Raw genomic sequence first — 19403 nt, 5'->3', positions numbered from 1 at the left:
CACAGCCACGTCACAATTTATTCACAGGCTACCAGCGGGTTTTGCCGAAGAGTTTCAATGCCTAACGCCAGGTGGCAGGTCGCAAATTCCACAATCGCGTCGCATTGCAGCATATTTTCCGCTTGCCTGTGGCACAAATGCCCCTAGACTCCACCCATAGCTCTTGAAGAGGAGACTATGACATGGGACTTACGAGGCCAATCAACGCATTGATGATCTGTGCTGCATTTGCCTTCATTGGCGCCCTTATCATAGGTGTTCTTCCGTAACCGCCGGAGCGGAAGAACAGCAGCAATAGCCCACAAATTCGAAAGGCCGGGTGTTTCGCCCGGCCTTTTGCATTTCAGATTTCATACCACGATGAAGCTCAGGCGGCGGCGGATCCAGCTGCCTCTGTTTCGTGGGAGCGGATGCCGATCATATGGCAGATGGCAAACACCAGGTCGGCCCGGTTCATGGTGTAGAAATGGAAGTCGCTGACGCCGCGCTCGACGAGATCGAGCACCTGCTCGGCCGCCACGGCAGACGCCACGAGCGCATGCGTCTGCGGATCGTTGTGCAGCCCTTCGAAACGCTCGGCCAGCCATGCCGGCACCAGCGCGCCGCAGCGCGCCGAGAAATTGGCGACCTGGGTGAAATTGTGCACCGGCAGGATGCCAGGCACGATCGGGATGTAGATGCCGGCACGGCGCGCCTTCTCGACATAACGCTCGTAGAGATCGTTGTCGAAGAAGAACTGGGTGATCGCCCGCGTCGCGCCATTGTCGGCCTTGCGCTTCAGCATATCGAAGTCGGTGGCAAAGTCCGGACTTTCCGGATGCTTTTCGGGATAGGCCGAGACCGAGATGTCGAAATCGCCGGCGTCCTTCAGCGCTCCGACAAGTTCGGCGCCATTGGCATAGCCATCGGGATGCGGCCGGTAGGCGGTGCCGACGCCGGCCGCCGGATCGCCACGCAAGGCGACGAAGCGCTTCACGCCCATATCGGCGAATTCGCGGACGACGGCGTCGACCTCATGGCGGGCGGCGTCGACGCAGGTCATGTGAGCCGCCGGCGTCAGCGTCGTCTCGTTCAGGATGCGCTTGACCGTGCGCGCCGTGCGCTCCCGCGTCGAGCCGCCGGCGCCATAGGTCACCGAGACGAATCTCGGCTTCAGCGGCTCCAACCTGGTGACGGTGTCCCAGAGCCTGGCTTCCATCTCGTCGGTCTTCGGCGGGAAGAACTCGAAGGAGACGCGGACCTTGTCGCCAATGTCGGGACGGCGGGAAAAGCGGAACTGGTTCATCAGGCGATTTCCCCCATAGGGTACGCTTTGGTGGGTTGGGTGTCATTGGAAGGCTCGGCCATCAGCATGCGGCGGTCGCGGCCGAGCCACAGCTTGACGGTGAGCCTGGCTTCGTTGCCGCCGCGCGGCTCGAATTCCTGGGCATCCTCGAGATCGAGCCCGGCCTCGGCAAACCATTCGGAGATCTGGCGGTCGGAAAAGCCCAGCCTGACATGCGCATGCTGGTCGCGCAGGAATTCCAGCGCATGCGGCGCGAAGTCGACGATCACCAGCCGGCCCGCCGGACGCAGCAGCCGCGCCGCCTCGCGAATGGCGCGTGCCGGATCGTCGAGATAGTGCAGCACCTGATGGATGGTGACGAGGTCGAAGGCGTCGCGCTCGACCGGCGGCGCGAAAATGTCGCCTTGGCGGACCTGCGCATTGGCGATGCCTGCCTTGTCGAGATTGGCCCGCGCCACCGTCAGCATTTCCCGCGACATGTCGATGCCGACGCCGCGCCGGTAGAGCGGCGAAAATATCTCCAGCAGCCGCCCGGTACCGGTGCCGAGGTCGAGCATCGACTGGAATGGCCGCTTGCCGACCAGCTTGAGGAGTGCGGCTTCCACGGCGCGGTCCGGCACATGCAGCGAGCGGATGTGATCCCAGCTGGCGGCGTTCTCGGAGAAATACTCGGCGGCACGGTCCTGCCGCTTGCGCTTGACCGATGCCAACCGCTCGAGATCGCGCTCGACCTGCGGATCGGCGCCGCGAATGCCGGAGACCAGCCCCATGACGAAGTCGCGCGCGGAATCCGTATCCGACAGCCGGAAGAAGGCCCAGGAGCCCTCCTGGTAGCGGCCGATCAACCCGGCCTCCAGCAGCAGCTTCAAATGCCGCGACACCCGCGGTTGCGACTGGCTGAGGATCTCGGTGAGGTCGGACACGGTGAGATCGCCGCGCGACAGCAGCGCCAGGATGCGGAGCCGGCTCGATTCGGCCGCAGCCTTCAACGTATCAACCATCGTATCGAGCGAAACATGCATCGGCGCGTTCTCGTTGAAAAAGATATAAACATATGTTTATGTCAGCTTTGACGACATGGCAAGGCCTATGTCGCTTCCTGACAAGAAAATGCCGCACACATGATCCCCGCCTGAGAGAACCGCTTTTCCCTGACGATCGGCTGGAAACTTGTGCTAGGGCGAAAGCCATGTTCGAGAAGCGCGACGGCGAAAAGCTCCTGCAGGCAGACCCGGCAGACATGCCGGCGGATGGCCATATCGTGTTTATCGGCCGCATCGCCTCGCCATGGACCACGCGCGAAAGCTGCCCGAAGAACATGCGCGCCGCCCGCGAGACCGGACAGGCGGCCACGGTTCTCATCGACCCTGCCTATCGCGACGGCCTGCTTGCGCTGGAGCGGGCCAGCCACATCGTCATCCTGTCCTGGCTGCATCACGCGCCGCGGGCACTGATTGTCCAGAGACCCCGCCATGCGGCTGAGCCGAAAGGCGTTTTCTCGCTGCGCTCCCCTGCCCGGCCGAACCCAGTCGGGCTGCATATCGCCGGCCTGATCGCCGTCGACATCGACCACGGCCGCATCGCCATCGACGCCATCGATGTGCTCGACGGCACCCCGGTGATCGACATCAAGCCCTATTTCGCCTCGACCGACGCCTTTCCCGAGGCGACCATTGCCGGGCGTGACGAAAAATGAGCGCGCCCACCGGCCGCCGCCGCGCTATCGCCAAGGCGCTGACCGCACTGCTGCCCCTGGCGCCCTATGCCGATATGGAGAAAATCCGCACCGAGGCCGGCGCCGTGCACATGAAGACGCTGCCGCCGGGCATCGCGGTCTGGCTGGCGACGATCGCCCATATCAGGCACGGCCATACCGACTATGAAAAGCTGCTGGCCGAGGGCTATGACCGCGACTCGGCGCGGTTCTTCGTCATCGAGCAAACAAACATGGTGCTGACCCGTTGGCGCGCCACGCGCCTGCTCGATGCAGAGGACGAAGAGGAATAACTTCAGCTACCGTCGCTTCAATACGGCAACCGCATTGTAGGGCTGGCCGTCGGCCTGGCCAACCCAGGTCCAGGACAGGTTCCCTTTGAAAAATCGGACGGTGATGCCGCCACCGTCGATGCACTTGTCCTGGCCGTAGCTGATGTTTTCCCGGTATTCCGCCGAACTGTCGTCGCGAGAAATCTGGGTCAACGATCCGCCGCAGCCGAGCGACGGATAGTCGATCGACGCGGCGCCATCGCCGATTGTCATTGCGATCGCCCAATCGGCGCCGGCAGCACCGGCCGGACTTTGATGACCGCTGCCGGTCCAGACGCCGTTGAGCCCCGCCGCGTTGACGACGCAAGGCACGTTCTGAAAGATCGGCGTCAGCTCGCTGCCCGTCTTCTCGCAACGATAGGTCTGGCCGTTCTGGCACAGCGCCTCGCCCTCGCGAGCGCATTGCGCGAAGGCATGGCCAGTGACGAAGACGAGGAAAATTGCAAAGCTGATGGTCCGAAAAGATCTGCCCATTTTGCCCCTCCCGGCCGGATATTTTCAAGCCGGACCATAGGGCATATCGAATGTGCTACCTAGGACAAACAGCGATGGTTGGGTGGCCCTATGCCGCCTGCAGGGGACCACTAACTTGACTCTGCCGTATCAAGCCGAAGGGACCAATCGCCATGAACCGAAGCTCAGCAGCGGGTAGCATCGTGCCATTGCCTTCCATGTCCGACCGCCACATCGATCCGCATTCCTATCCCGACGGCATCGCCTTCCTCGACGGCCAGTATCTGCCGATGTCGCAGGCCAAGATCTCGGTGCTGGATTGGGGCTTTCTGCATTCCGACGCCACCTACGACACCGTGCATGTCTGGGACGGGAGCTTCTTCCGACTCGACCTGCATCTCGACCGCTTCTTCGCCGGCTTGCAAAAACTGCGCATGACGATCCCGTCCGACCGCGATGGCGTGGCCGAGATTCTGCACAATTGCGTGGCGCTGTCGGGCCATCGCGCCGCCTATGTCGAAATGCTGTGCACACGCGGCGCCTCGCCGACCTTCAGCCGCGATCCGCGCCAGGCGGTCAACCGCTTCATGGCCTTCGCAGTTCCCTTCGGCTCGGTCGCCAATGCCGAGCAGTTGCGGCGCGGCCTGCATGTCGCCATTAGCGACAGGGTGCGCATTCCGCCGGTCTCGATCGATCCGGCGATCAAGAACTACCACTGGCTCGACCTCGTGCGCGGCCTCTACGACGCTTATGACCGTGGGGCCGAAACCGCATTGATTCTCGACTTCAATGGCAATGTCGCCGAAGGCCCCGGCTTCAACGTGTTCTGCGTCAAGGACGGCAGGCTGTCGACGCCAGCCGCCGGCGTGCTGCCCGGCATCACCAGGCGCACCGTCTTCGACCTTTGCGCCGAGGCAGGCCTTGTCGCCGCTCCAGTCGATGTCAGCGTCACCGCACTGAAGGGAGCCGACGAAGTCTTCATCACCTCCACCGCCGGCGGCATCATGCCGGTGACAGTGATCGACGGCGCTGCTGTCGCCGACGGCAAGATAGGCGGGATCACAAAGCGCTTGATGGCGCTCTACTGGCAAAAGCATGACGACCCGGCCTGGTCGAGCCCGGTGCGCTATCCCTGACCGGCGAAGGTCCTGCTCCACACGATGTCGTGACCAAAAAGATTCCCCCTCGCCTCTGGAAAATCGCTCGACGCACCGTATATCGCGGAAGCGGAGAAGCCTCCGCTTCCCAGTTCACGGCCCGCATGGGCAAGGATTCCACGTCATGACAAGCAAGGTTTGGTTCATCACCGGATCGTCGAAAGGCTTTGGCCGAGTCTGGGCCGAGGCCGCACTCGCCCGCGGCGACCGTGTCGCCGCAACCGCGCGCGATGCCGGCACGCTCGCCGATCTCGTCGCGAAATACGGCGATAATGTCGCCGCGATCAAGCTCGACGTCACCGACAAGAAGGCTGTCGATGCGGCCATCGCCGAGGCGCACAAGCGCTTTGGCCGGCTCGACGTCGCCATCAACAATGCCGGCTATGGCCATTTCGGCGCCATCGAGGAAGTCAGCGAACAGGAAGCCCGCGACCAGATCGAAACCAATGTGTTCGGCGCGCTCTGGGTCACCCAGGCGGCTTTGCCGATCATGCGGGCGCAGGGCTCCGGCCATATCATCCAGATCTCGTCGATCGGCGGCGTCAACGCCTTTGCGTCGCTCGGCCTTTACCATGCCTCGAAATGGGCGCTCGAAGCCTTCAGCCAGTCGCTCAGCATCGAGGTCGCCGAATTCGGCATCCATGTGACGCTTGTCGAACCGGGAGGCTTCTCCACCGATTGGTCCGGCGCCTCGGCCAAGGTCTCCAAAGCGATCGAGGCTTACGCGCCGGCCCGCGCCAAGATGGCGGAACGCCGCGCCAACTCGGTCGCCGGCGACCCCGAGGCCACCGGACCGGCGATGCTTGAAATCGTCGACGCGGCCGAGCCGCCGCTGCGCGTCTTCTTCGGCGATGGTGGCCTGCCGATGATCAAGCAGGAATACGCCAACCGCATCGCGCTTTGGGAAAAGTGGGACCACCTTTCCGTCGAGGCGCAGGGCGCCAAGAAGAACCGCAAGGCGGCCTGAGCGCGTCTTGAAATTCGGCTGCGTCGCCCCGGCGGCGCAGCCCGTGCCCTAGCCCGGTACTAGCATCGATAAATCCACTGCTCGGGCACGCGCACCGAGATCTCTTCCCCTGTTGTCATACGACCCGGTTTCTCGACCCAGGCAACGAGGCCGCGCAGCCGTTTCGCCGCCTTCGGGAAGGCCAGCGCGCCGGCCTCCCGATCGGCCATCCCGGCGTTTTCGGCGATCGAACGTCCAGCAAGCCGGCAAGGCCCGTTCTGCGCATCAACCTTGATCGTCACGCCACCTCTAAAGAACAGCAGCGTGCCTGACGGCAGCATCGAGAGATGCGGCACGCCTTCGATCAGCAGATTGGCGCCGATCCATNGACGTGTGCTCTTCCGATCTATTCCGGCTTGATCTCGGCCAGCCCCATCCGCTCGGCAACGACGCCGAGTTCATTCGCTGCTACGATTGATATCTGCCGCTCGTTGCGGATTTCGGTGCCGCGCGGATACCAGGGTTCGCGACCGCCGGAACGACGGGTGGCGCCGGCGTGGAAGTCGCCGTCGATGCCTTCGAAACCGAGCTGCAATGCTTCCACCGGGCGCGTCTGGAAGTGATTCGACGGTGCGACGTACAAAGCGGCCACTTTGGCGGACAGCTTCCTGGCGGGGATGATGTCGACCGGCTTCTCAGACTCCGGGAAGAGGTCCAGCATGGCTTCGTTCCTTCTGCAGGATGACGTCGCAAATAGCCGTAGCCGTGGGCTCGGGTCCAGTCGAAAGCGATGATGATTCGATCAAACCGGCTGATAGCGTCCATCGGCATCGTCATGAAGGCAAGGCTGGAGGAACGCTTTCTGCGCGGAGAACTCGGCAACGCCTATGACGATTATGCCCGCAGCGTACCGATGCTGGTGCCGTTCATGCCGGCCTGATTACAGCATCCGCAAAAGCGCGCCGCCGATCGAATAGCCGGCGCCGAAGGCGCACAGCACGCCGAAATCGCCGGGCTTCATGTCGGCGTGGTTTTCCGACAGCGCGATGATGGCGCCAGCGCCGGCGGTGTTGCCGAGCCGCTCCAGCACCATCGGCGCGCGGTCATGGTCGACCTCGTGGCCGAAGGCTAGTTTCAGGATCATGGCGTTCATTCGCGCATTGGCCTGATGCAGCCAGAATCGCCTGATGGCTTGCGGCGTCAGCCCGTGCTCGGCGAGGAATTCGACAATGAATTTGTGGCCGGCGACGGTGACTTCCTTGAACACCTTGTTGCCGACCTGTTTGATCAGATTGCCTTCGAGGTTGATCATGTAAGGATCGTCCTGGGCGGTGCGGGTGTGATAGCCCAGATTGGTGCGGATATTGTTCGACATCTGCGTCCAGGTGCGCGTGTCCAGCACCTCGAAACGCCCCGGCCGCCTCTCGCCCTCGCCCAGCCCCTCGACCACCATCGCCACCGATGCATCGCCGAAGATGAAATGCGTCTGCCGGTCGCGGAAATTGAGATGGCCGGTGATGATCTCCGGCGTGACCACCAGCACGCGTTTGTGCGCACCCGCCCGCACCAGATTGGCCGCAATGTGCAAGGCGGCCGCGGCCGATGAACAACCAAGCCCCATGTCGAAGCCGGCGCCCTTGGTGCCCAGCGCCTCCTGCATTTCGATTGCGATCGCCGGATAGGGCCGTTGCTGGTGCGAGGCCGAGCAGATCACCAGGTCGATGTCGGACGGCTTCAGGCCGGCATGGTCGAGCGCCTTCCGGGCCGCGGCCACTCCAAACTCGGCCTGCAGCGACAGCGCATCATCGGGCCGCGCCGGAATGCGCGGCGCCATGCGGGTCGGATCGAGAATGCCTTCGCGCTCGATCACATGCCGGGTCTGGACGCCCGAGGCATGGACGATGAAGGCGCTGTCGGATTTCTGCAGCAGCGTCTCATCCGTGCCTTGCCGGCGCGCATTCTCCGTGTCGACCCAGGCGTTGAAACTGGCGACCAGTTCTTCATTGGTGATCTTGGCTTCAGGGATTTCAACGCCGATGCCGCTGATGATGACGCGATGCATATCCAGTCCGTCCATGCGCAGGCATTGTCGTTCTCATGTGAACGACGAAGGGGCGCGACACAACACTTTTCTCACCCCGCCGGTTTACGCCGGCTTAAGCCACAGGCTGTGGGCGGATATCCTCGGGTGCAGAGTGCTAGCCGGCCCGCTTGGCGACGATGAAGATACGCGGAAAGCGCAGCAGCACCTTGCCGTTTGCGGTCTTCGGATAGGCCTCGGTGATCTTGGCGGTGTAATTGTCGAGGAATATCTTGCGCTCGCCGGCGTCGAGCGGATCGAGAAACGGCTTCAGCCCCGTCGACTTCACCCATTCGACGATCGCCTCGGCGTCGGTCAGCGGATGATTGTAGGCCGTATGCCAGATATCCACCCGGATGGAGAGCGGCGACAAGAGATCATAATAGAACGACACCGCCGGCAGCGGTCCGCGCGCAGCACCTGCCATCTTGGCGGCGAACGGCATTTCGGCGGCCGTCTCGCGCATCAGCCGATGCGACGGCTCAAGCAGATTTTCGGGCATCTGGACGGCGAGCGCACCGCCCGGCGCGAGAAAGCCCATCAGCCGCTGGAACACTACCGGGTGGGCGGGCAGCCATTGGAACACCGCATTGGCGAAGATGACGTTGACCGGCTCGGCCGGCCGCCATGTCGAGGCATCGGCGAGGTCGAAATTGACGCTGGGCAGGCGCGCCCTCGCCTTCTCGATCATATCGGGAGAGGTGTCGAAGCCGCTCACCTCAGCGTCCGGCCAGCGCTCGACCAGCAGCTCGGTCGAGTTGCCCGGGCCGCAGCCGATGTCGACCACCCGGCGCGGGAAATCCACCGGCACCTGCGCAACAAGATCGCGCGCCGGCCGCGTGCGCTCATCCTCGAATTTCAGATATTGGGCGGCAGACCAGTCGGTCATTCAAGCTTTCCTCGTATCAGTTGAGAAATTCGCCGCCCCGGTTGCTCCCTTACCGTGTCAGCCTCTTATACGTCATCCTGTGCGGGTTGACGGCTTCGGGGCCGAGCCGGCGGATCTTGTCCTGCTCGTAGTCCTCGAAATTGCCCTCGAACCATTCGACATGGCTGTCGCCCTCGAAGGCGAGGATGTGGGTGGCCAGGCGGTCGAGGAACATACGATCGTGCGAGATGATGACGGCGCAGCCACCGAAATTTTCCAGCGCGTCTTCGAGCGCCGCCAGCGTTTCCGTGTCGAGGTCGTTGGTCGGTTCGTCGAGCAGCAGCACATTGCCGCCGGTCTTCAGCATTTTTGCCAGATGCACGCGGTTGCGCTGGCCGCCGGAGAGGTTGCCGACCTTCTGCTGCTGGTCGCCGCCACGGAAGTTGAACGATGCGCAATAGGCGCGGGTGTTGGCTTCGAACTTGCCGAGCTTGACCACTTCGGCGCCGCCCGAGATTTCTTCCCAGACGGTCTTTGACGGATCGAGCGCATCGCGGCTCTGATCGACATAGCCGAGCTTCACCGTTTCGCCGATGCGGACAGAGCCGGCATCCGGCGTTTCCTGGCCGGTGATCATGCGGAACAGCGTCGTCTTGCCGGCGCCGTTCGGGCCGATGACGCCGACGATGCCGCCTGGCGGCAGCTTGAATTCCAGACCCTCGATCAACAGCGTGTCGCCAAAGCCCTTCGACAGGCCTTCCGCCTCGATCACCACATTGCCGAGCCGTTCGCCATGCGGAATGACGATCTGCGTATCGCTCGGACGCCGCTTGTCGGCTGCATCTAGCAGGTCCTGGAACGCCTGGATACGCGCCTTGGACTTGGTCTGGCGAGCTTTCGGGCTGGACTGGATCCACTCGCGTTCGCGACCGATGGCACGCTGGCGGGCGTCGTCCTCGCGGCCTTCCTGCTTGAGGCGCTTGGCTTTGGCTTCGAGGTATTTGGTGTAGTTGCCCTCATAGGGGATGCCGCGGCCGCGATCGAGCTCGAGGATCCATCCGGTGACATTGTCGAGGAAATAGCGATCGTGGGTGATGATCATCACCGCGCCGGGATAGGCGCGCAGGTGTTTTTCCAGCCACGCCGTGGTCTCGGCGTCGAGATGGTTGGTCGGTTCATCGAGCAGCAAGAGGTCGGGCTGACGCAGCAGCAGCTGGCAGAGCGCGACGCGGCGGCGCTCACCGCCCGAAAGCTTGGTGACCTCGGAATCCTTGGGCGGGCAGCCCAGCGCTTCCATCGCCATCTCGACCTGCTGTTCGAGATCCCACAGGTTCAACCGGTCCATCTCGTCCTGGAGCTTGGCCGACTCGTCAGCCGTCTCGTCGGAGTAGTTCATCATCAATTCGTTGTAGCGCTCGATGATGGCGGTCTTGGCGGCGACGCCTTCCATGATGTTCTCGAACACCGTCTTGTTGGCATCGAGCGCCGGCTCCTGCGCGAGATAGCCTACGGTGGCGCCTTCGGCCAGCCAGGCTTCGCCGTTCCACTCCTTGTCGAGCCCGGCCATGATCTTGAGGATCGTCGACTTGCCCGAGCCGTTGGGGCCGAGGATGCCGATCTTGGCGTCGGGATAGAAGGAGAGATGGACATTCTCAAGCACCTTCTTGGTGCCATAGGCCTTGTTGAGGCCGGCCATGTGATAGATGAACTGGCGTGCCACGCGCGCTTTCCTTGATGATTGACCGAAATGTCGGATTGAATGGAGGTTGGCCGCTATGTAGGCGATGCCGGGCCGAACGGCAATCGCTTTTGCCATTTCAAGCCGGGTGTACACCGCACGTTAAGTTTTCCGCCGGTTGTAGGGAGCGTTGAAATCCCCGGTTAACCCTTCAGCGTCAAAACAGGATCGATCGCTGGCCTGTCGCGATCGAAAGTAAAGATCGGACCGAAGGTAGTGCTGAACAGTTTCCTGCTCCTTGCCGAAGCGGTCGTCTACTTCAGCGTCATGGTCACGCTGTTCCGCTTCAGGGATCGCATCGGCCTCGGCGTCTTCGTCTGCGCGCTGGGCGCCATGCATTTCCTCGAAACCTATCTCGCCAGCGTCTTCTATGTCGCCCTGCCCTTCGGCATGGTCTCGCCAGGCTCGGCGGTGCTGTTTTCCGGCAAGCTGGTGATGCTGCTTCTCCTCTACATGAAGGAAGATGCGGCCACGGTGCGCCAGCCGATCTATGGCCTTTTGCTCGGCAACGCCTTGATGATCGGGCTGGTCCTGATCCTGCGCCTGCACGATATTTCAGCCCTTTCCGACGGCAAGCTTCCCGATATCGGCTTCATCGACCAGATGGGCTGGTTGATGGTGTGGGGCACGACGCTGCTCTTCATCGACGCCATCCTGATCATCCTGCTTTACGAAAAGCTCGCGCGTTATCTGCGCAAGGCTCCGTTCTCCCGCATCCTGATTTGCGTCGCCTGCGTGCTCACCTTCGACCAGGCCGGATTTTTCACCGCCCTGCATTTCGTCGCAGGCGCACCGATTGCGGTCTTCTTCGGCGGCTGGTTCGCCAAGATGGGTGCCGCTTTTGCTTACAGCGCCATGCTTGTCGCCTACCTCAGATGGTTCGAAACGCGGCGGGCTACCGCACCGCGCGGATTGTCCGACGTCTTCGACACCTTGACCTATCGCGAGCGCTACGAAGCCCTGGTCGAACATGTCGGCCGCGACGGCCTCACCGGCCTCTTGCACAGGGGACGCTTTGACAGCGACGGCGAACGTCTGGTTGCTGTCAGCCTGCGCACGGCCCAGCCGCTCAGCCTGCTGATCGTCGACGTCGACCATTTCAAGTCGATCAACGATCGCTTCGGCCATGCCGAGGGCGACAGGGTGCTGAGATCGATCGCCCAGGTACTGACCCAGGCGGCCGGCGCGCACGATCAGGTTTTCAGGATCGGCGGCGAGGAGTTCGCCATCCTTTGCTCGCAGCCGCATGCGGTCGCCAGGTTGCTCGGAGAAAACCTCCGCCAGGCCGTCAAGGCGTGCGTAAACCGGTTCGACATCAGCGTCAGCGCCGGCATCGCCACTGTCGACGAGACCGTAGCCTCGCTTGCCGATCTCTTCGCCGTTGCCGACGAGCGTCTCTACAAGGCCAAGTCCACCGGGCGCGACCGCGTCATCGGCGAAGCGCATGACGATGCCGAAGACCTCCGTGCGTGGACACTGCCCACGCGTGGCGTCAGCGGATAACGCTGTCAGCTCCGCTTGCGCTGCTGCAACGCGCCGACCGCAACTGAAACGGCTATCAGCGCGATGGCCAGCCATTTCAGCGTGGTGATGATCGGACTGGCATCGATGTCATAAGCGATGAACAACAGAATGCCGGGCACCAGCAGGCCGCACATGACCAGCATGATGCGGTTGATCTGCCAAGACACTTTTGCTGCCAGCGCTTCGTCACCGGCTTCGCCGACAAGACCGGCGCGCATCTCCCGGGAGATGGCCAACGCGCTCGACAGGCGCATGGAGATCGGCAAGCCGAGCCCGATTATGAGGAAGGCACACGCCGCCAGCAGAGCCGAGAATTTGAGCGCGCTGGTCTCGGCCGGCACCGGAAACAAAAGTGTCGCCAGCGGCAGGAAGACACAGACGATGCCGAGCGCGGCAATGGCGATGAAGATCGCGGCATTGACCCAAGTGAACAGCTGGTAGCGGCCTGCCCCGATCGGCGCGGCAACCACGCGCATGCGCGCCCACTCGGCATCGGTATAGGAAAAGCCCGGCCATTCCATGCGGCCGTCTTTTATGGCTGTCATTCCCCTGGCCCAGAAAGCCAGCCGCGCCAGCGCGCCTGATGTCATGCCACTCATCGCCACCCCCGCCGAATGAAACACATCCAGACCATATCACCGCGTCACTGCCAAGCGGCAGACGGATATCCTACTGGAACCCGGCCGCATCGACCGAGCCCTTCGGACAGCCCGCCTTGGTCGTCGGCGCCGAGGCGAGCATGAGAGTGCCCAGCGAACTGTCGGGGCCGATCGGGCCGGTCAGGCCGAGCGTCAGCTCGCCGATCAGCCGCCTGCCGCTCGACGGATCGACCAGGCAGGAGACACGCACCCGCGCGCCCGACCCGGCGCCGAAGGCGCTGTCGAAGGCGCTGCGGATCTGGTCCGAAGTCAGCTGCTTGCCGACGTTCCTGGTGAAGAGCTCGCGCACCGGCGACGCATTCACCGCCCGCATCAGGTTCAGCGCCTCGGCAAAATACTCCTGCTGGCTCTTGCCGTAGCAGGTGCCGTGCTTGATCCATTCATGCCGTTCGAGCTTGGAGGCGGTGCCAGGCATCACCTGGTCGAGTTCGGCGCGCGTATTGGCATCGAGATCGACCGGCGGCAGGTCGGCCCAATGGGCCGGATTATCATTGGCCTTGTCGCTCGCCGGCACCTGGCAATAGAAATTGCCGTTCGGCTGCGGCCAGAGCCCATGCAAGGTGAAATGCGACGCGTCGAAGCCGCCCGCCGTCTGCGCCTGGCATTCGGGCTTGCTTGCCTTGGTTTCGCAGAAGGCCGGCTGCCAACTCAGCGCAAAGACATATTCGGGCTTTCCCGAAGCCGCAGGCTTGCCCTGATCGGCGGGCGCGGCCGGCTGGGCGGCTGCGCTGCCGCCGGCGACATGACCGCAGCTGATCTTGACCCAGCGACGCTCAGGATCGGCGCCCGGCACGCGGATGAGGTAATGCGTCGGCGCATCCTTGTTGCCGGCCAGGAGGTCGTAGCTCTGTCCAGCCGTTGTCGCGATATTGCCGGGGTTCTTGCCGCTTTTGATTGCCTGCGTCGCCGGGCAAGCCGCATCGGCCACGAAGGAGCCGCCCATCTTCACATCGGCGCGCGCCATGCCGACACCGGCCAGCGCCACCAACACCGCACCCCAAATCGCCGATATCCGCATTCCAGCACTCCTAGCGTTTCATAGCGCAAGCTAGAAACGTGTGACATGTCAGAATTACGATTTCTTTCGTCCGCCGCAAAAAACAATCGCTCGGTCGATCAGACCCCGCCCTCCTCGACCCGCTTCGTCAACATACGCAGCAGATCAAGCGCTGTCTCGAGCGCGCGAGCCTCGATGCCCTCGCTGATGCGGTTGGCCCAGACATGCTGGCGCGTGCCGATATCCCGGATCGCGGCCCGGCCGGCATCGGTCATCGCCAGGAGCTTCGCGCGGCGGTGCGCCGGGTTGTCCGCATAGGCGGCGAGCCCTTCGGCGGCCAGAATGTCGGCAAGGCGCTGCACGCTCTGACGGGCAAGCCCCATGTCGCGGGCAATGTCGGCCACCGATTTTGGCTCCTTCAGCACCGCGCCCAGAACCTGCCAGCGCGCCGCCGTCAACCCGGCAGGCTCCGCCAGCCGGTCGGCCGCGTCGAGAAACCCGCCATTCAGCCGGAACACGGCAAGCACCACTTCGGTGAGCACATCTCCGGCTTCGGTCCTGCTTGTCATTTCTGGCCGGCCTCGATGGTGGAAACGAAAGTGTTGACGGCTTCAGCCACCGCCTCCGGCTTGTCAAGCATCACCCAATGGCCGGAACCGGCGACGGTTCTGTGGCCAATTCCGCTGCGCAGCCGAAACAGGGCCGCCGCATTGTCATTGGCCTCCGTGGCCAGCACGAAGATCGGCCCGTGATAGGCGTCGAGCGTCGGTTCGGGATTCCATTCCGCCAGCGCCTTGCCGACGCCTGCCCGAGCCGCCGGATCGACCACCGCCGCATCGGCGATGACCTGTTTGCGGACATCTGGGTTGGAGCCGGCGATCGAGGTGTAATAAGCGCTCAGGACATCGCCGCCGTTTGGCCCCGCCAGATCGCGCACGAACCCGTCGCGAATCTCTTTGGGCAGGGCGCGCGGATCGGTCGCCGGATCGACCAGCAGGATGCCGGCAACACGGTCGGCATGGCCGGCGGCATAGGCGAGCGCGGCTCCACTGCCGCCGCTATGTGCAACGAGGACAAACCGCTTCAGGCCGAACGCATCGGCCACCGCACCAATATCGTCGGCACGGCCGTCATAGCCGTAGTCGGCATCAGCTGCAGGCGCCGATGCGCCATGGCCGCGAAAATCGAAGGCGACCGCCTCACGGCCACCTGCGGTGAGCTGCATCACCCGGTTCCACTGTGTGGCGCGGCTGCAATCGCCATGCGCGAACAGGATCGGCAGGCCGCCGCCGGATTTGATGTCGTAGCCGGCAAGCTGGCCCTGCGGGCCGGCAATGGTTGAGGTCTTCATGGTCATCTCCCTGGTTTTGCTGGATGCAATGCCGGGCAGGAGCATTGCGGATGACAGGCTCGCCAGCAGAAACGCGCGGCGCGAAACGGTCGAAAAGGTTTTCATGCTCATGCTCCCCATTTTGACAGTATGCTGTCATATAGTCAAATTGACAGCATACTGTCAATAGCCCTCCCCTTGACGCCGGTCACGCCGTCGCCCAACAGTCGCCGACGGGAGCGAGAGATGGCATTTGACGAGCAGACGACGCTGGCCTCACCGACCGGGGCCACGCTCAACCTCTATGTGAAGCACGCGAGCGGCTCTCCACGGGCCGTCGTCCAGATTAACCATGGCTTGGCCGAACACGCCGCGCGCTATGCCCGCTTCGCGGATTACCTCAGCACCCGCGGTTTTCACGTCTACGTCCACGACCATCGCGGCCATGGCGCGACCAAGGCGCCCGATGCCCCGCTCGGCAGGTTCGCCGGCACAAGCGGCCCGGCCAAGGTGATCTCCGATGTCGACGCAGTCCACGATTTGATTGCGAAGGAGCAGCCCGGCCTGCCGGTCATCCTGTTCGGCCATTCGATGGGTGCGTCGGTGGCGCTCAACTACCTGCTGGCGCACTCGCCGCGCGTCCACGCCGCGGCGATCTGGAACGGCAATTTCTCACAAGGCCTGCTTGGTCGGCTTGCACTCGCCATCCTCGCTTATGAGCGCTTCAGGCTCGGCTCCGATGTTCCCTCACGCGTCTTGCCAAGGCTGACCTTCCAGACCTGGGGCAAGGCGGTGCCCAACCACAAGACGCCGTTCGACTGGCTGTCGCGCGACGAGGCTGAAGTGGCCAAGTACATCGCCGACCCGCTGTGCGGCTGGGATGCCTCGATCTCGATGTGGCGCGATGTCGTGGAGATGACGCAGAAAGGCGGCAAGGATTCCGGCTTTGCCGGCATCAGGCGCGACCTGCCCGTCAGCATCGTCGGCGGAGAGAAGGATCCGGCCTCCGACTATGGCAAGGGCATCGATCATCTCGCCAAACGCATGCGCGCGATGGGCTTTTCGAATCTGGTTTCAAAGGTTTACGCCGACACCCGCCACGAAAGCCTGAACGAGGTGAACCGCCATGTCGTCATGGACGATTTCGCTGCCTGGGCCGATAGCGTGCTCAAACGCTGACATCGCTGGCCCACCGCAAGGCCCGTGACAGCGGCATCCCGGGTTGATAGAGGCTGCGGTTCCGACCCGTTTTTGGTGATTTATGGCTGAACCTCCGCTGAAAGGCGTCCGCGTCGTCGAACTCGCCCGCATCCTGGCCGGCCCGTGGGCAGGACAATTGCTGGCCGATCTCGGCGCCGATGTTATCAAGGTCGAGAGCCCCGATGGCGGCGACGATACCCGCAAATGGGGTCCTCCCTTCGTCATGAGCCATGATGGCGAGAACCTGTCGGCCGCCTATTACCACTCCTGCAATCGCGGCAAGCGCTCCATCGCCGTCGATTTCTCGACGCCCGAAGGGGCCGAGACGGTGCGCCGGCTGGTTGCCACGGCCGACATTCTGATCGAGAACTTCAAGCTCGGCGGCCTCAAGAAATACGGGCTCGATTACGAGAGCCTGAAGGCGATCAATCCAAAGCTCGTCTACTGCTCGATCACCGGCTTCGGCCAGGATGGGCCTTACGCACCCCGCGCCGGCTATGATTTCATCATCCAGGCCATGGCCGGCATGATGTCGATCACCGGCGAGGTCGGGCGCGAGCCGCAAAAAGCCGGCGTCGCCATATCGGACATCTTCACCGGCCTCTATTCGGTGATCGCCATCCAGGCAGCGCTTCGCCATGCCGAAAAGACCGGCCAGGGACAGCATATCGATATGGCTCTGTTCGACACGCAGATTTCCGCACTCGGCAACCAGAACCTCAACTATCTCGTCTCCGGCAAGGCGCCGGTGCAGATGGGCAATGCGCATATGAACATTGCGCCCTATGAGGTTGTCCCGGTCAGGGACGGCCATATCATCCTGGCGGTCGGCAATGACGGCCAGTTCGCCAAATTCTGCGCCGCCGTCGGACTCGACCATCTCTCAGCGAATCCCGATTTCGCCACCAATCCGGCCCGCGTCGCCAACCGGGTGAAATTGCGCGAGCACATGATCGAGACGCTGAAGAACTGGGACCGAGACCCGTTGCTGGCCAAGCTCGAAGCGGCAAGCGTGCCGGCGAGCCCGATCAACAATATCGGCCAGATGTTTGCCGACCCGCAGACGATCGCACGCGGCATGCGGCTCGACCTCGACGATGGCCATGGCAATCGTCTGCCCTCGGTGCGCGCGCCGATGGTGATGTCCGGCACACCGCTGGTCTATGAACGCCCTTCGCCACGCCTTGGCGAACATACCGAAGAAATTCTTGCCGAACTGGAGAAGTCTGGACGATGAAGACCGGTGGACAACTGATTGTCGACGCACTCGAGGCGAACGGCACCGACCGCATCTTCTGCGTGCCCGGCGAATCCTATCTCGCGGTGCTCGACGCATTGCATGACTCGCCCATCCGCACCATTGTCTGCCGACAGGAAGGCGGCGCCGCCATGATGGCCGACTGCCAGGGGCGGCTGACCGGCCAGCCCGGCATCTGCTTCGTCACCCGCGGCCCCGGCGCCACCAATGCGTCGGCCGGCATTCACATTGCCATGCAGGATTCGATACCCGTCATCCTGTTCATCGGCCAGGTCGCCAGCCACGCCAAGGAGCGCGAGGCTTTCCAGGAGGTCGACTACAAGCGCTTCTTCGGCGACATCGCCAAATGGGTGGTGGAGATCGACGATGCCGCGCGCATCCCCGAACTCGTCACCCGCGCCTTTGCTGTCGCGACATCGGGCCGCCCCGGCCCCGTCGTCGTCTCGCTGCCGGAGGACATGCTGACCAGTCTTGTCGACGCGCCCGCGGCCTTGCCGCACACGCCGGTCGAAACCCGGCCCGGCGAAGCCGAACTCGATGCTTTGGAAAAGCTTCTGGCCAAAGCCAACCGTCCCTTCGTCATCCTCGGCGGCACACGCTGGGACGAGGAAGCGGTGGCACGTATGCGCACCATTGCCGAGGCCTGGTCGCTGCCGGTCGGCTGCTCCTTCCGCCGACAGATGCTGTTCGACCATCTGCACCCGAACTATGCCGGCGATGTCGGCATCGGCATCAACCCGAAGCTGGCCACCGCCATCAAGCAGGCCGACCTGGTGCTGCTGATCGGCGGCCGCATGGGCGAGATGCCGTCCTCCGACTATACGTTGCTGAAGAGCCCTTACCCCGACCAGACGCTGGTCCATGTCCATGCCGATGCCGGCGAACTCGGCCGCGTCTACCGGCCGACCCTGGCGATCAACGCTTCGCCTTCGGCCTTCGTCGAGGCTTTTGCCAAGCGCAAGCCAACCTCCACGCCAGCCTGGGCGGGTGAGACAGCGAAAGCACACGCTGCCTACCTCGACTGGTCGACGCCGCCTGAGACCGGCCCCGGCCCGGTCCAGATGGGGCCGATCATGAACTATCTGGAAAAGATTTTGCCCGATGACGCCATTTTCACCAACGGCGCCGGCAATTACGCCACCTGGGTGCACCGCTTCCACCGCTTCCGCCGCTTCGCCACCCAAGGCGCGCCGACCTCCGGTTCGATGGGTTACGGCACCCCGGCTGCGGTCGCCGCCAAGGCGCTCCATCCCGACCGCACCGTGATCGCCTTTGCCGGCGACGGCTGCTTCCTGATGAACGGACAGGAATTCGCTACCGCCGTGCAATACGACCTGCCGATCATCGTAATCGTCGTGAACAACGGCATCTACGGCACCATCCGCATGCACCAGGAGCGCGACTATCCCGGCCGTGTCGTCGCCACCGATCTGAAGAACCCTGACTTTGCCGCTCTTGCCCGCGCCTATGGCGGCCACGGCGAGACGGTCGAGAACACGGCAGATTTTGCCCCTGCCTTCGAGCGTGCCCGCGCCAGCGGCAAGCCGGCGATCGTCGAAATCAGGCTCGATCCCGAGGCGATCACGCCGACGCGGACGATGACGCAGATCCGCGACAAGAGCTGAGAAGTTAGCAGCGAAAGCCGAGTTCCGTCACACCCCCCTCTGTCCTGCCGACGCTGCCAAGACGATCGCCCCTTTCCTGATATCTACAAGCGAGCTATCAGACCGCTGCCAGCGCCTNGCAGATCCGCGACAAGAGCTGAGAAGTTAGCAGCGAAAGCCGAGTTCCGTCACACCCCCCTCTGTCCTGCCGGACATCTCCCCCTCAAGGGGGGAGATTGGATGTCATGTCGCCCTTCG

At 63.3% G+C, this 19403-nt stretch carries 19 protein-coding genes and 1 pseudogene; 9 read left to right on the top strand and 11 right to left on the bottom strand.

Annotated elements, in window-relative coordinates; all coding sequences use genetic code 11:
* Positions 1–367: 367 nt before the first annotated feature.
* Positions 368–1285 carry a methylenetetrahydrofolate reductase [NAD(P)H] gene (gene metF, locus X771_RS152245; RefSeq protein ID WP_023688016.1) on the bottom strand — a complete coding sequence of 306 codons (918 nt, stop codon included), beginning with the start codon at positions 1283–1285 and terminating at the stop codon, positions 368–370.
* The gene (locus tag X771_RS152250) at positions 1285–2307 is read right to left on the bottom strand and encodes a metalloregulator ArsR/SmtB family transcription factor (RefSeq protein WP_023688015.1); all 1023 of its coding nucleotides are present in this window, start codon (positions 2305–2307) and stop codon (positions 1285–1287) included. The genes metF and X771_RS152250 overlap by 1 nt, the downstream gene beginning before the upstream one ends.
* A 167-nt stretch (positions 2308–2474) precedes the next feature.
* Here X771_RS152250 and tsaA point away from each other — a divergent pair, with 167 nt between their 5' ends.
* Together tsaA and X771_RS152260 are read left to right on the top strand one after the other, a co-directional pair.
* Positions 2475–2981 carry a tRNA (N6-threonylcarbamoyladenosine(37)-N6)-methyltransferase TrmO gene (tsaA, locus tag X771_RS152255; protein WP_023688014.1) on the top strand — a complete coding sequence of 169 codons (507 nt, stop codon included), beginning with the start codon at positions 2475–2477 and terminating at the stop codon, positions 2979–2981.
* Entirely contained in the window at positions 2978–3292 is a 315-nt protein-coding gene (locus X771_RS152260; RefSeq protein WP_023668245.1) for a DUF2293 domain-containing protein, read from the top strand. The genes tsaA and X771_RS152260 overlap by 4 nt, the downstream gene beginning before the upstream one ends.
* Positions 3293–3298: 6 nt before the next feature.
* On the opposite strand, the gene X771_RS152265 is transcribed toward X771_RS152260, so the two are convergent.
* Complete coding sequence (locus X771_RS152265; RefSeq protein ID WP_023682159.1) at positions 3299–3805, bottom strand: hypothetical protein; 507 nt, start codon at positions 3803–3805, stop codon at positions 3299–3301.
* Positions 3806–3957: 152 nt separating this feature from the next.
* Between X771_RS152265 and X771_RS152270 the strand changes: the two genes are divergently transcribed.
* Both X771_RS152270 and X771_RS152275 read left to right on the top strand, forming a co-directional pair.
* Entirely contained in the window at positions 3958–4920 is a 963-nt protein-coding gene (locus X771_RS152270; RefSeq protein WP_023688013.1) for an aminotransferase class IV, read from the top strand.
* 145 nt (positions 4921–5065) lie between these two features.
* Entirely contained in the window at positions 5066–5908 is an 843-nt protein-coding gene (locus X771_RS152275) for an SDR family oxidoreductase (protein WP_023688012.1), read from the top strand.
* A gap of 59 nt (positions 5909–5967) precedes the next feature.
* On the opposite strand, the pseudogene X771_RS01000000164975 reads toward X771_RS152275, so the two are convergent.
* A pseudogene (locus X771_RS01000000164975) lies at positions 5968–6608 on the bottom strand (molybdenum cofactor sulfurase).
* A 72-nt stretch (positions 6609–6680) separates the two neighbouring features.
* Between X771_RS01000000164975 and X771_RS1000000166755 the strand changes: the two are divergent.
* Positions 6681–6827 carry a hypothetical protein gene (locus tag X771_RS1000000166755; RefSeq protein WP_245262584.1) on the top strand — a complete coding sequence of 49 codons (147 nt, stop codon included), beginning with the start codon at positions 6681–6683 and terminating at the stop codon, positions 6825–6827.
* Here X771_RS1000000166755 and X771_RS152280 read toward each other — a convergent pair whose 3' ends face one another.
* From X771_RS152280 to ettA, 3 genes are all read right to left on the bottom strand, one after another.
* Positions 6828–7949: a beta-ketoacyl-ACP synthase III gene (locus X771_RS152280; RefSeq protein WP_023668239.1), complete on the bottom strand. Its 1122-nt coding sequence runs from the start codon at positions 7947–7949 to the stop codon at positions 6828–6830.
* 136 nt (positions 7950–8085) lie between these two features.
* Positions 8086–8856, bottom strand: a complete 771-nt coding sequence (tam, locus tag X771_RS152285) for a trans-aconitate 2-methyltransferase (RefSeq protein ID WP_023688010.1) — start codon at positions 8854–8856, stop codon at positions 8086–8088.
* 49 nt (positions 8857–8905) lie between these two features.
* Positions 8906–10555 (bottom strand): energy-dependent translational throttle protein EttA, encoded by a 1650-nt coding sequence (gene ettA, locus X771_RS152290; protein WP_023688009.1) that lies wholly within the window; start codon positions 10553–10555, stop codon positions 8906–8908.
* Between the two features lie 234 nt (positions 10556–10789).
* On the opposite strand from ettA, the gene X771_RS152295 reads away from it, so the two are divergent.
* The gene (locus X771_RS152295) at positions 10790–12076 is read left to right on the top strand and encodes a GGDEF domain-containing protein (RefSeq protein WP_023688008.1); all 1287 of its coding nucleotides are present in this window, start codon (positions 10790–10792) and stop codon (positions 12074–12076) included.
* A 5-nt stretch (positions 12077–12081) separates the two neighbouring features.
* Here the strand turns inward: X771_RS152295 and X771_RS152300 are convergent, their stop codons facing one another.
* From X771_RS152300 to X771_RS1000000165895, 4 genes are all read right to left on the bottom strand, one after another.
* Positions 12082–12696: a hypothetical protein gene (locus tag X771_RS152300; RefSeq protein WP_023688007.1), complete on the bottom strand. Its 615-nt coding sequence runs from the start codon at positions 12694–12696 to the stop codon at positions 12082–12084.
* 70 nt (positions 12697–12766) lie between these two features.
* The gene (locus X771_RS152305; RefSeq protein ID WP_023688006.1) at positions 12767–13774 is read right to left on the bottom strand and encodes a ribonuclease; all 1008 of its coding nucleotides are present in this window, start codon (positions 13772–13774) and stop codon (positions 12767–12769) included.
* 98 nt (positions 13775–13872) lie between these two features.
* Positions 13873–14322, bottom strand: a complete 450-nt coding sequence (locus X771_RS152310) for a MarR family transcriptional regulator (protein ID WP_023688005.1) — start codon at positions 14320–14322, stop codon at positions 13873–13875.
* Entirely contained in the window at positions 14319–15209 is an 891-nt protein-coding gene (locus X771_RS1000000165895) for an alpha/beta hydrolase (RefSeq protein ID WP_050587431.1), read from the bottom strand. Before X771_RS1000000165895 ends, X771_RS152310 begins: the two co-directional genes overlap by 4 nt.
* A gap of 120 nt (positions 15210–15329) precedes the next feature.
* Between X771_RS1000000165895 and X771_RS152315 the strand changes: the two genes are divergently transcribed.
* The 3 genes from X771_RS152315 to X771_RS152325 all read left to right on the top strand — a co-directional run bounded on the left by X771_RS152315 (position 15330) and on the right by X771_RS152325 (position 19166).
* On the top strand, positions 15330–16262 hold the full coding sequence (locus X771_RS152315) for an alpha/beta hydrolase (protein ID WP_023688003.1): 933 nt from the start codon (positions 15330–15332) through the stop codon (positions 16260–16262).
* A gap of 82 nt (positions 16263–16344) precedes the next feature.
* Positions 16345–17520: a CaiB/BaiF CoA-transferase family protein gene (locus X771_RS152320; protein WP_023668227.1), complete on the top strand. Its 1176-nt coding sequence runs from the start codon at positions 16345–16347 to the stop codon at positions 17518–17520.
* The gene (locus X771_RS152325) at positions 17517–19166 is read left to right on the top strand and encodes a thiamine pyrophosphate-binding protein (RefSeq protein WP_023688002.1); all 1650 of its coding nucleotides are present in this window, start codon (positions 17517–17519) and stop codon (positions 19164–19166) included. Before X771_RS152320 ends, X771_RS152325 begins: the two co-directional genes overlap by 4 nt.
* Positions 19167–19403: the final 237 nt, after the last annotated feature.

Source organism: Mesorhizobium sp. LSJC269B00 (assembly GCF_000502815.1).
Classification (GTDB): Bacteria; Pseudomonadota; Alphaproteobacteria; order Rhizobiales; family Rhizobiaceae; genus Mesorhizobium.
Note: the sequence above shows the minus strand (reverse complement) of the source record. Positions and strands in the feature narration are given on the sequence as shown.

Bases quoted from the DNA above. Each gene is read 5' to 3' on its own strand.
- X771_RS152265 (WP_023682159.1), bottom strand. From the start codon at position 3,805: ATGGGCAGATCTTTTCGGACCATCAGCTTTGCAATTTTCCTCGTCTTC.
- X771_RS152310 (WP_023688005.1), bottom strand. From the start codon at position 14,322: ATGACAAGCAGGACCGAAGCCGGAGATGTGCTCACCGAAGTGGTGCTT.
- X771_RS152275 (WP_023688012.1), top strand. From the start codon at position 5,066: ATGACAAGCAAGGTTTGGTTCATCACCGGATCGTCGAAAGGCTTTGGC.
- X771_RS152325 (WP_023688002.1), top strand. From the start codon at position 17,517: ATGAAGACCGGTGGACAACTGATTGTCGACGCACTCGAGGCGAACGGC.
- X771_RS1000000165895 (WP_050587431.1), bottom strand. From the start codon at position 15,209: ATGAAAACCTTTTCGACCGTTTCGCGCCGCGCGTTTCTGCTGGCGAGC.
- X771_RS152305 (WP_023688006.1), bottom strand. From the start codon at position 13,774: ATGCGGATATCGGCGATTTGGGGTGCGGTGTTGGTGGCGCTGGCCGGT.
- X771_RS152300 (WP_023688007.1), bottom strand. From the start codon at position 12,696: ATGAGTGGCATGACATCAGGCGCGCTGGCGCGGCTGGCTTTCTGGGCC.
- X771_RS1000000166755 (WP_245262584.1), top strand. From the start codon at position 6,681: ATGATTCGATCAAACCGGCTGATAGCGTCCATCGGCATCGTCATGAAG.
- X771_RS152315 (WP_023688003.1), top strand. From the start codon at position 15,330: ATGGCATTTGACGAGCAGACGACGCTGGCCTCACCGACCGGGGCCACG.
- tam (WP_023688010.1), bottom strand. From the start codon at position 8,856: ATGACCGACTGGTCTGCCGCCCAATATCTGAAATTCGAGGATGAGCGC.
- X771_RS152270 (WP_023688013.1), top strand. From the start codon at position 3,958: ATGAACCGAAGCTCAGCAGCGGGTAGCATCGTGCCATTGCCTTCCATG.
- metF (WP_023688016.1), bottom strand. From the start codon at position 1,285: ATGAACCAGTTCCGCTTTTCCCGCCGTCCCGACATTGGCGACAAGGTC.
- X771_RS152250 (WP_023688015.1), bottom strand. From the start codon at position 2,307: ATGCATGTTTCGCTCGATACGATGGTTGATACGTTGAAGGCTGCGGCC.
- X771_RS152280 (WP_023668239.1), bottom strand. From the start codon at position 7,949: ATGCATCGCGTCATCATCAGCGGCATCGGCGTTGAAATCCCTGAAGCC.
- X771_RS152320 (WP_023668227.1), top strand. From the start codon at position 16,345: ATGGCTGAACCTCCGCTGAAAGGCGTCCGCGTCGTCGAACTCGCCCGC.
- tsaA (WP_023688014.1), top strand. From the start codon at position 2,475: ATGTTCGAGAAGCGCGACGGCGAAAAGCTCCTGCAGGCAGACCCGGCA.
- X771_RS152260 (WP_023668245.1), top strand. From the start codon at position 2,978: ATGAGCGCGCCCACCGGCCGCCGCCGCGCTATCGCCAAGGCGCTGACC.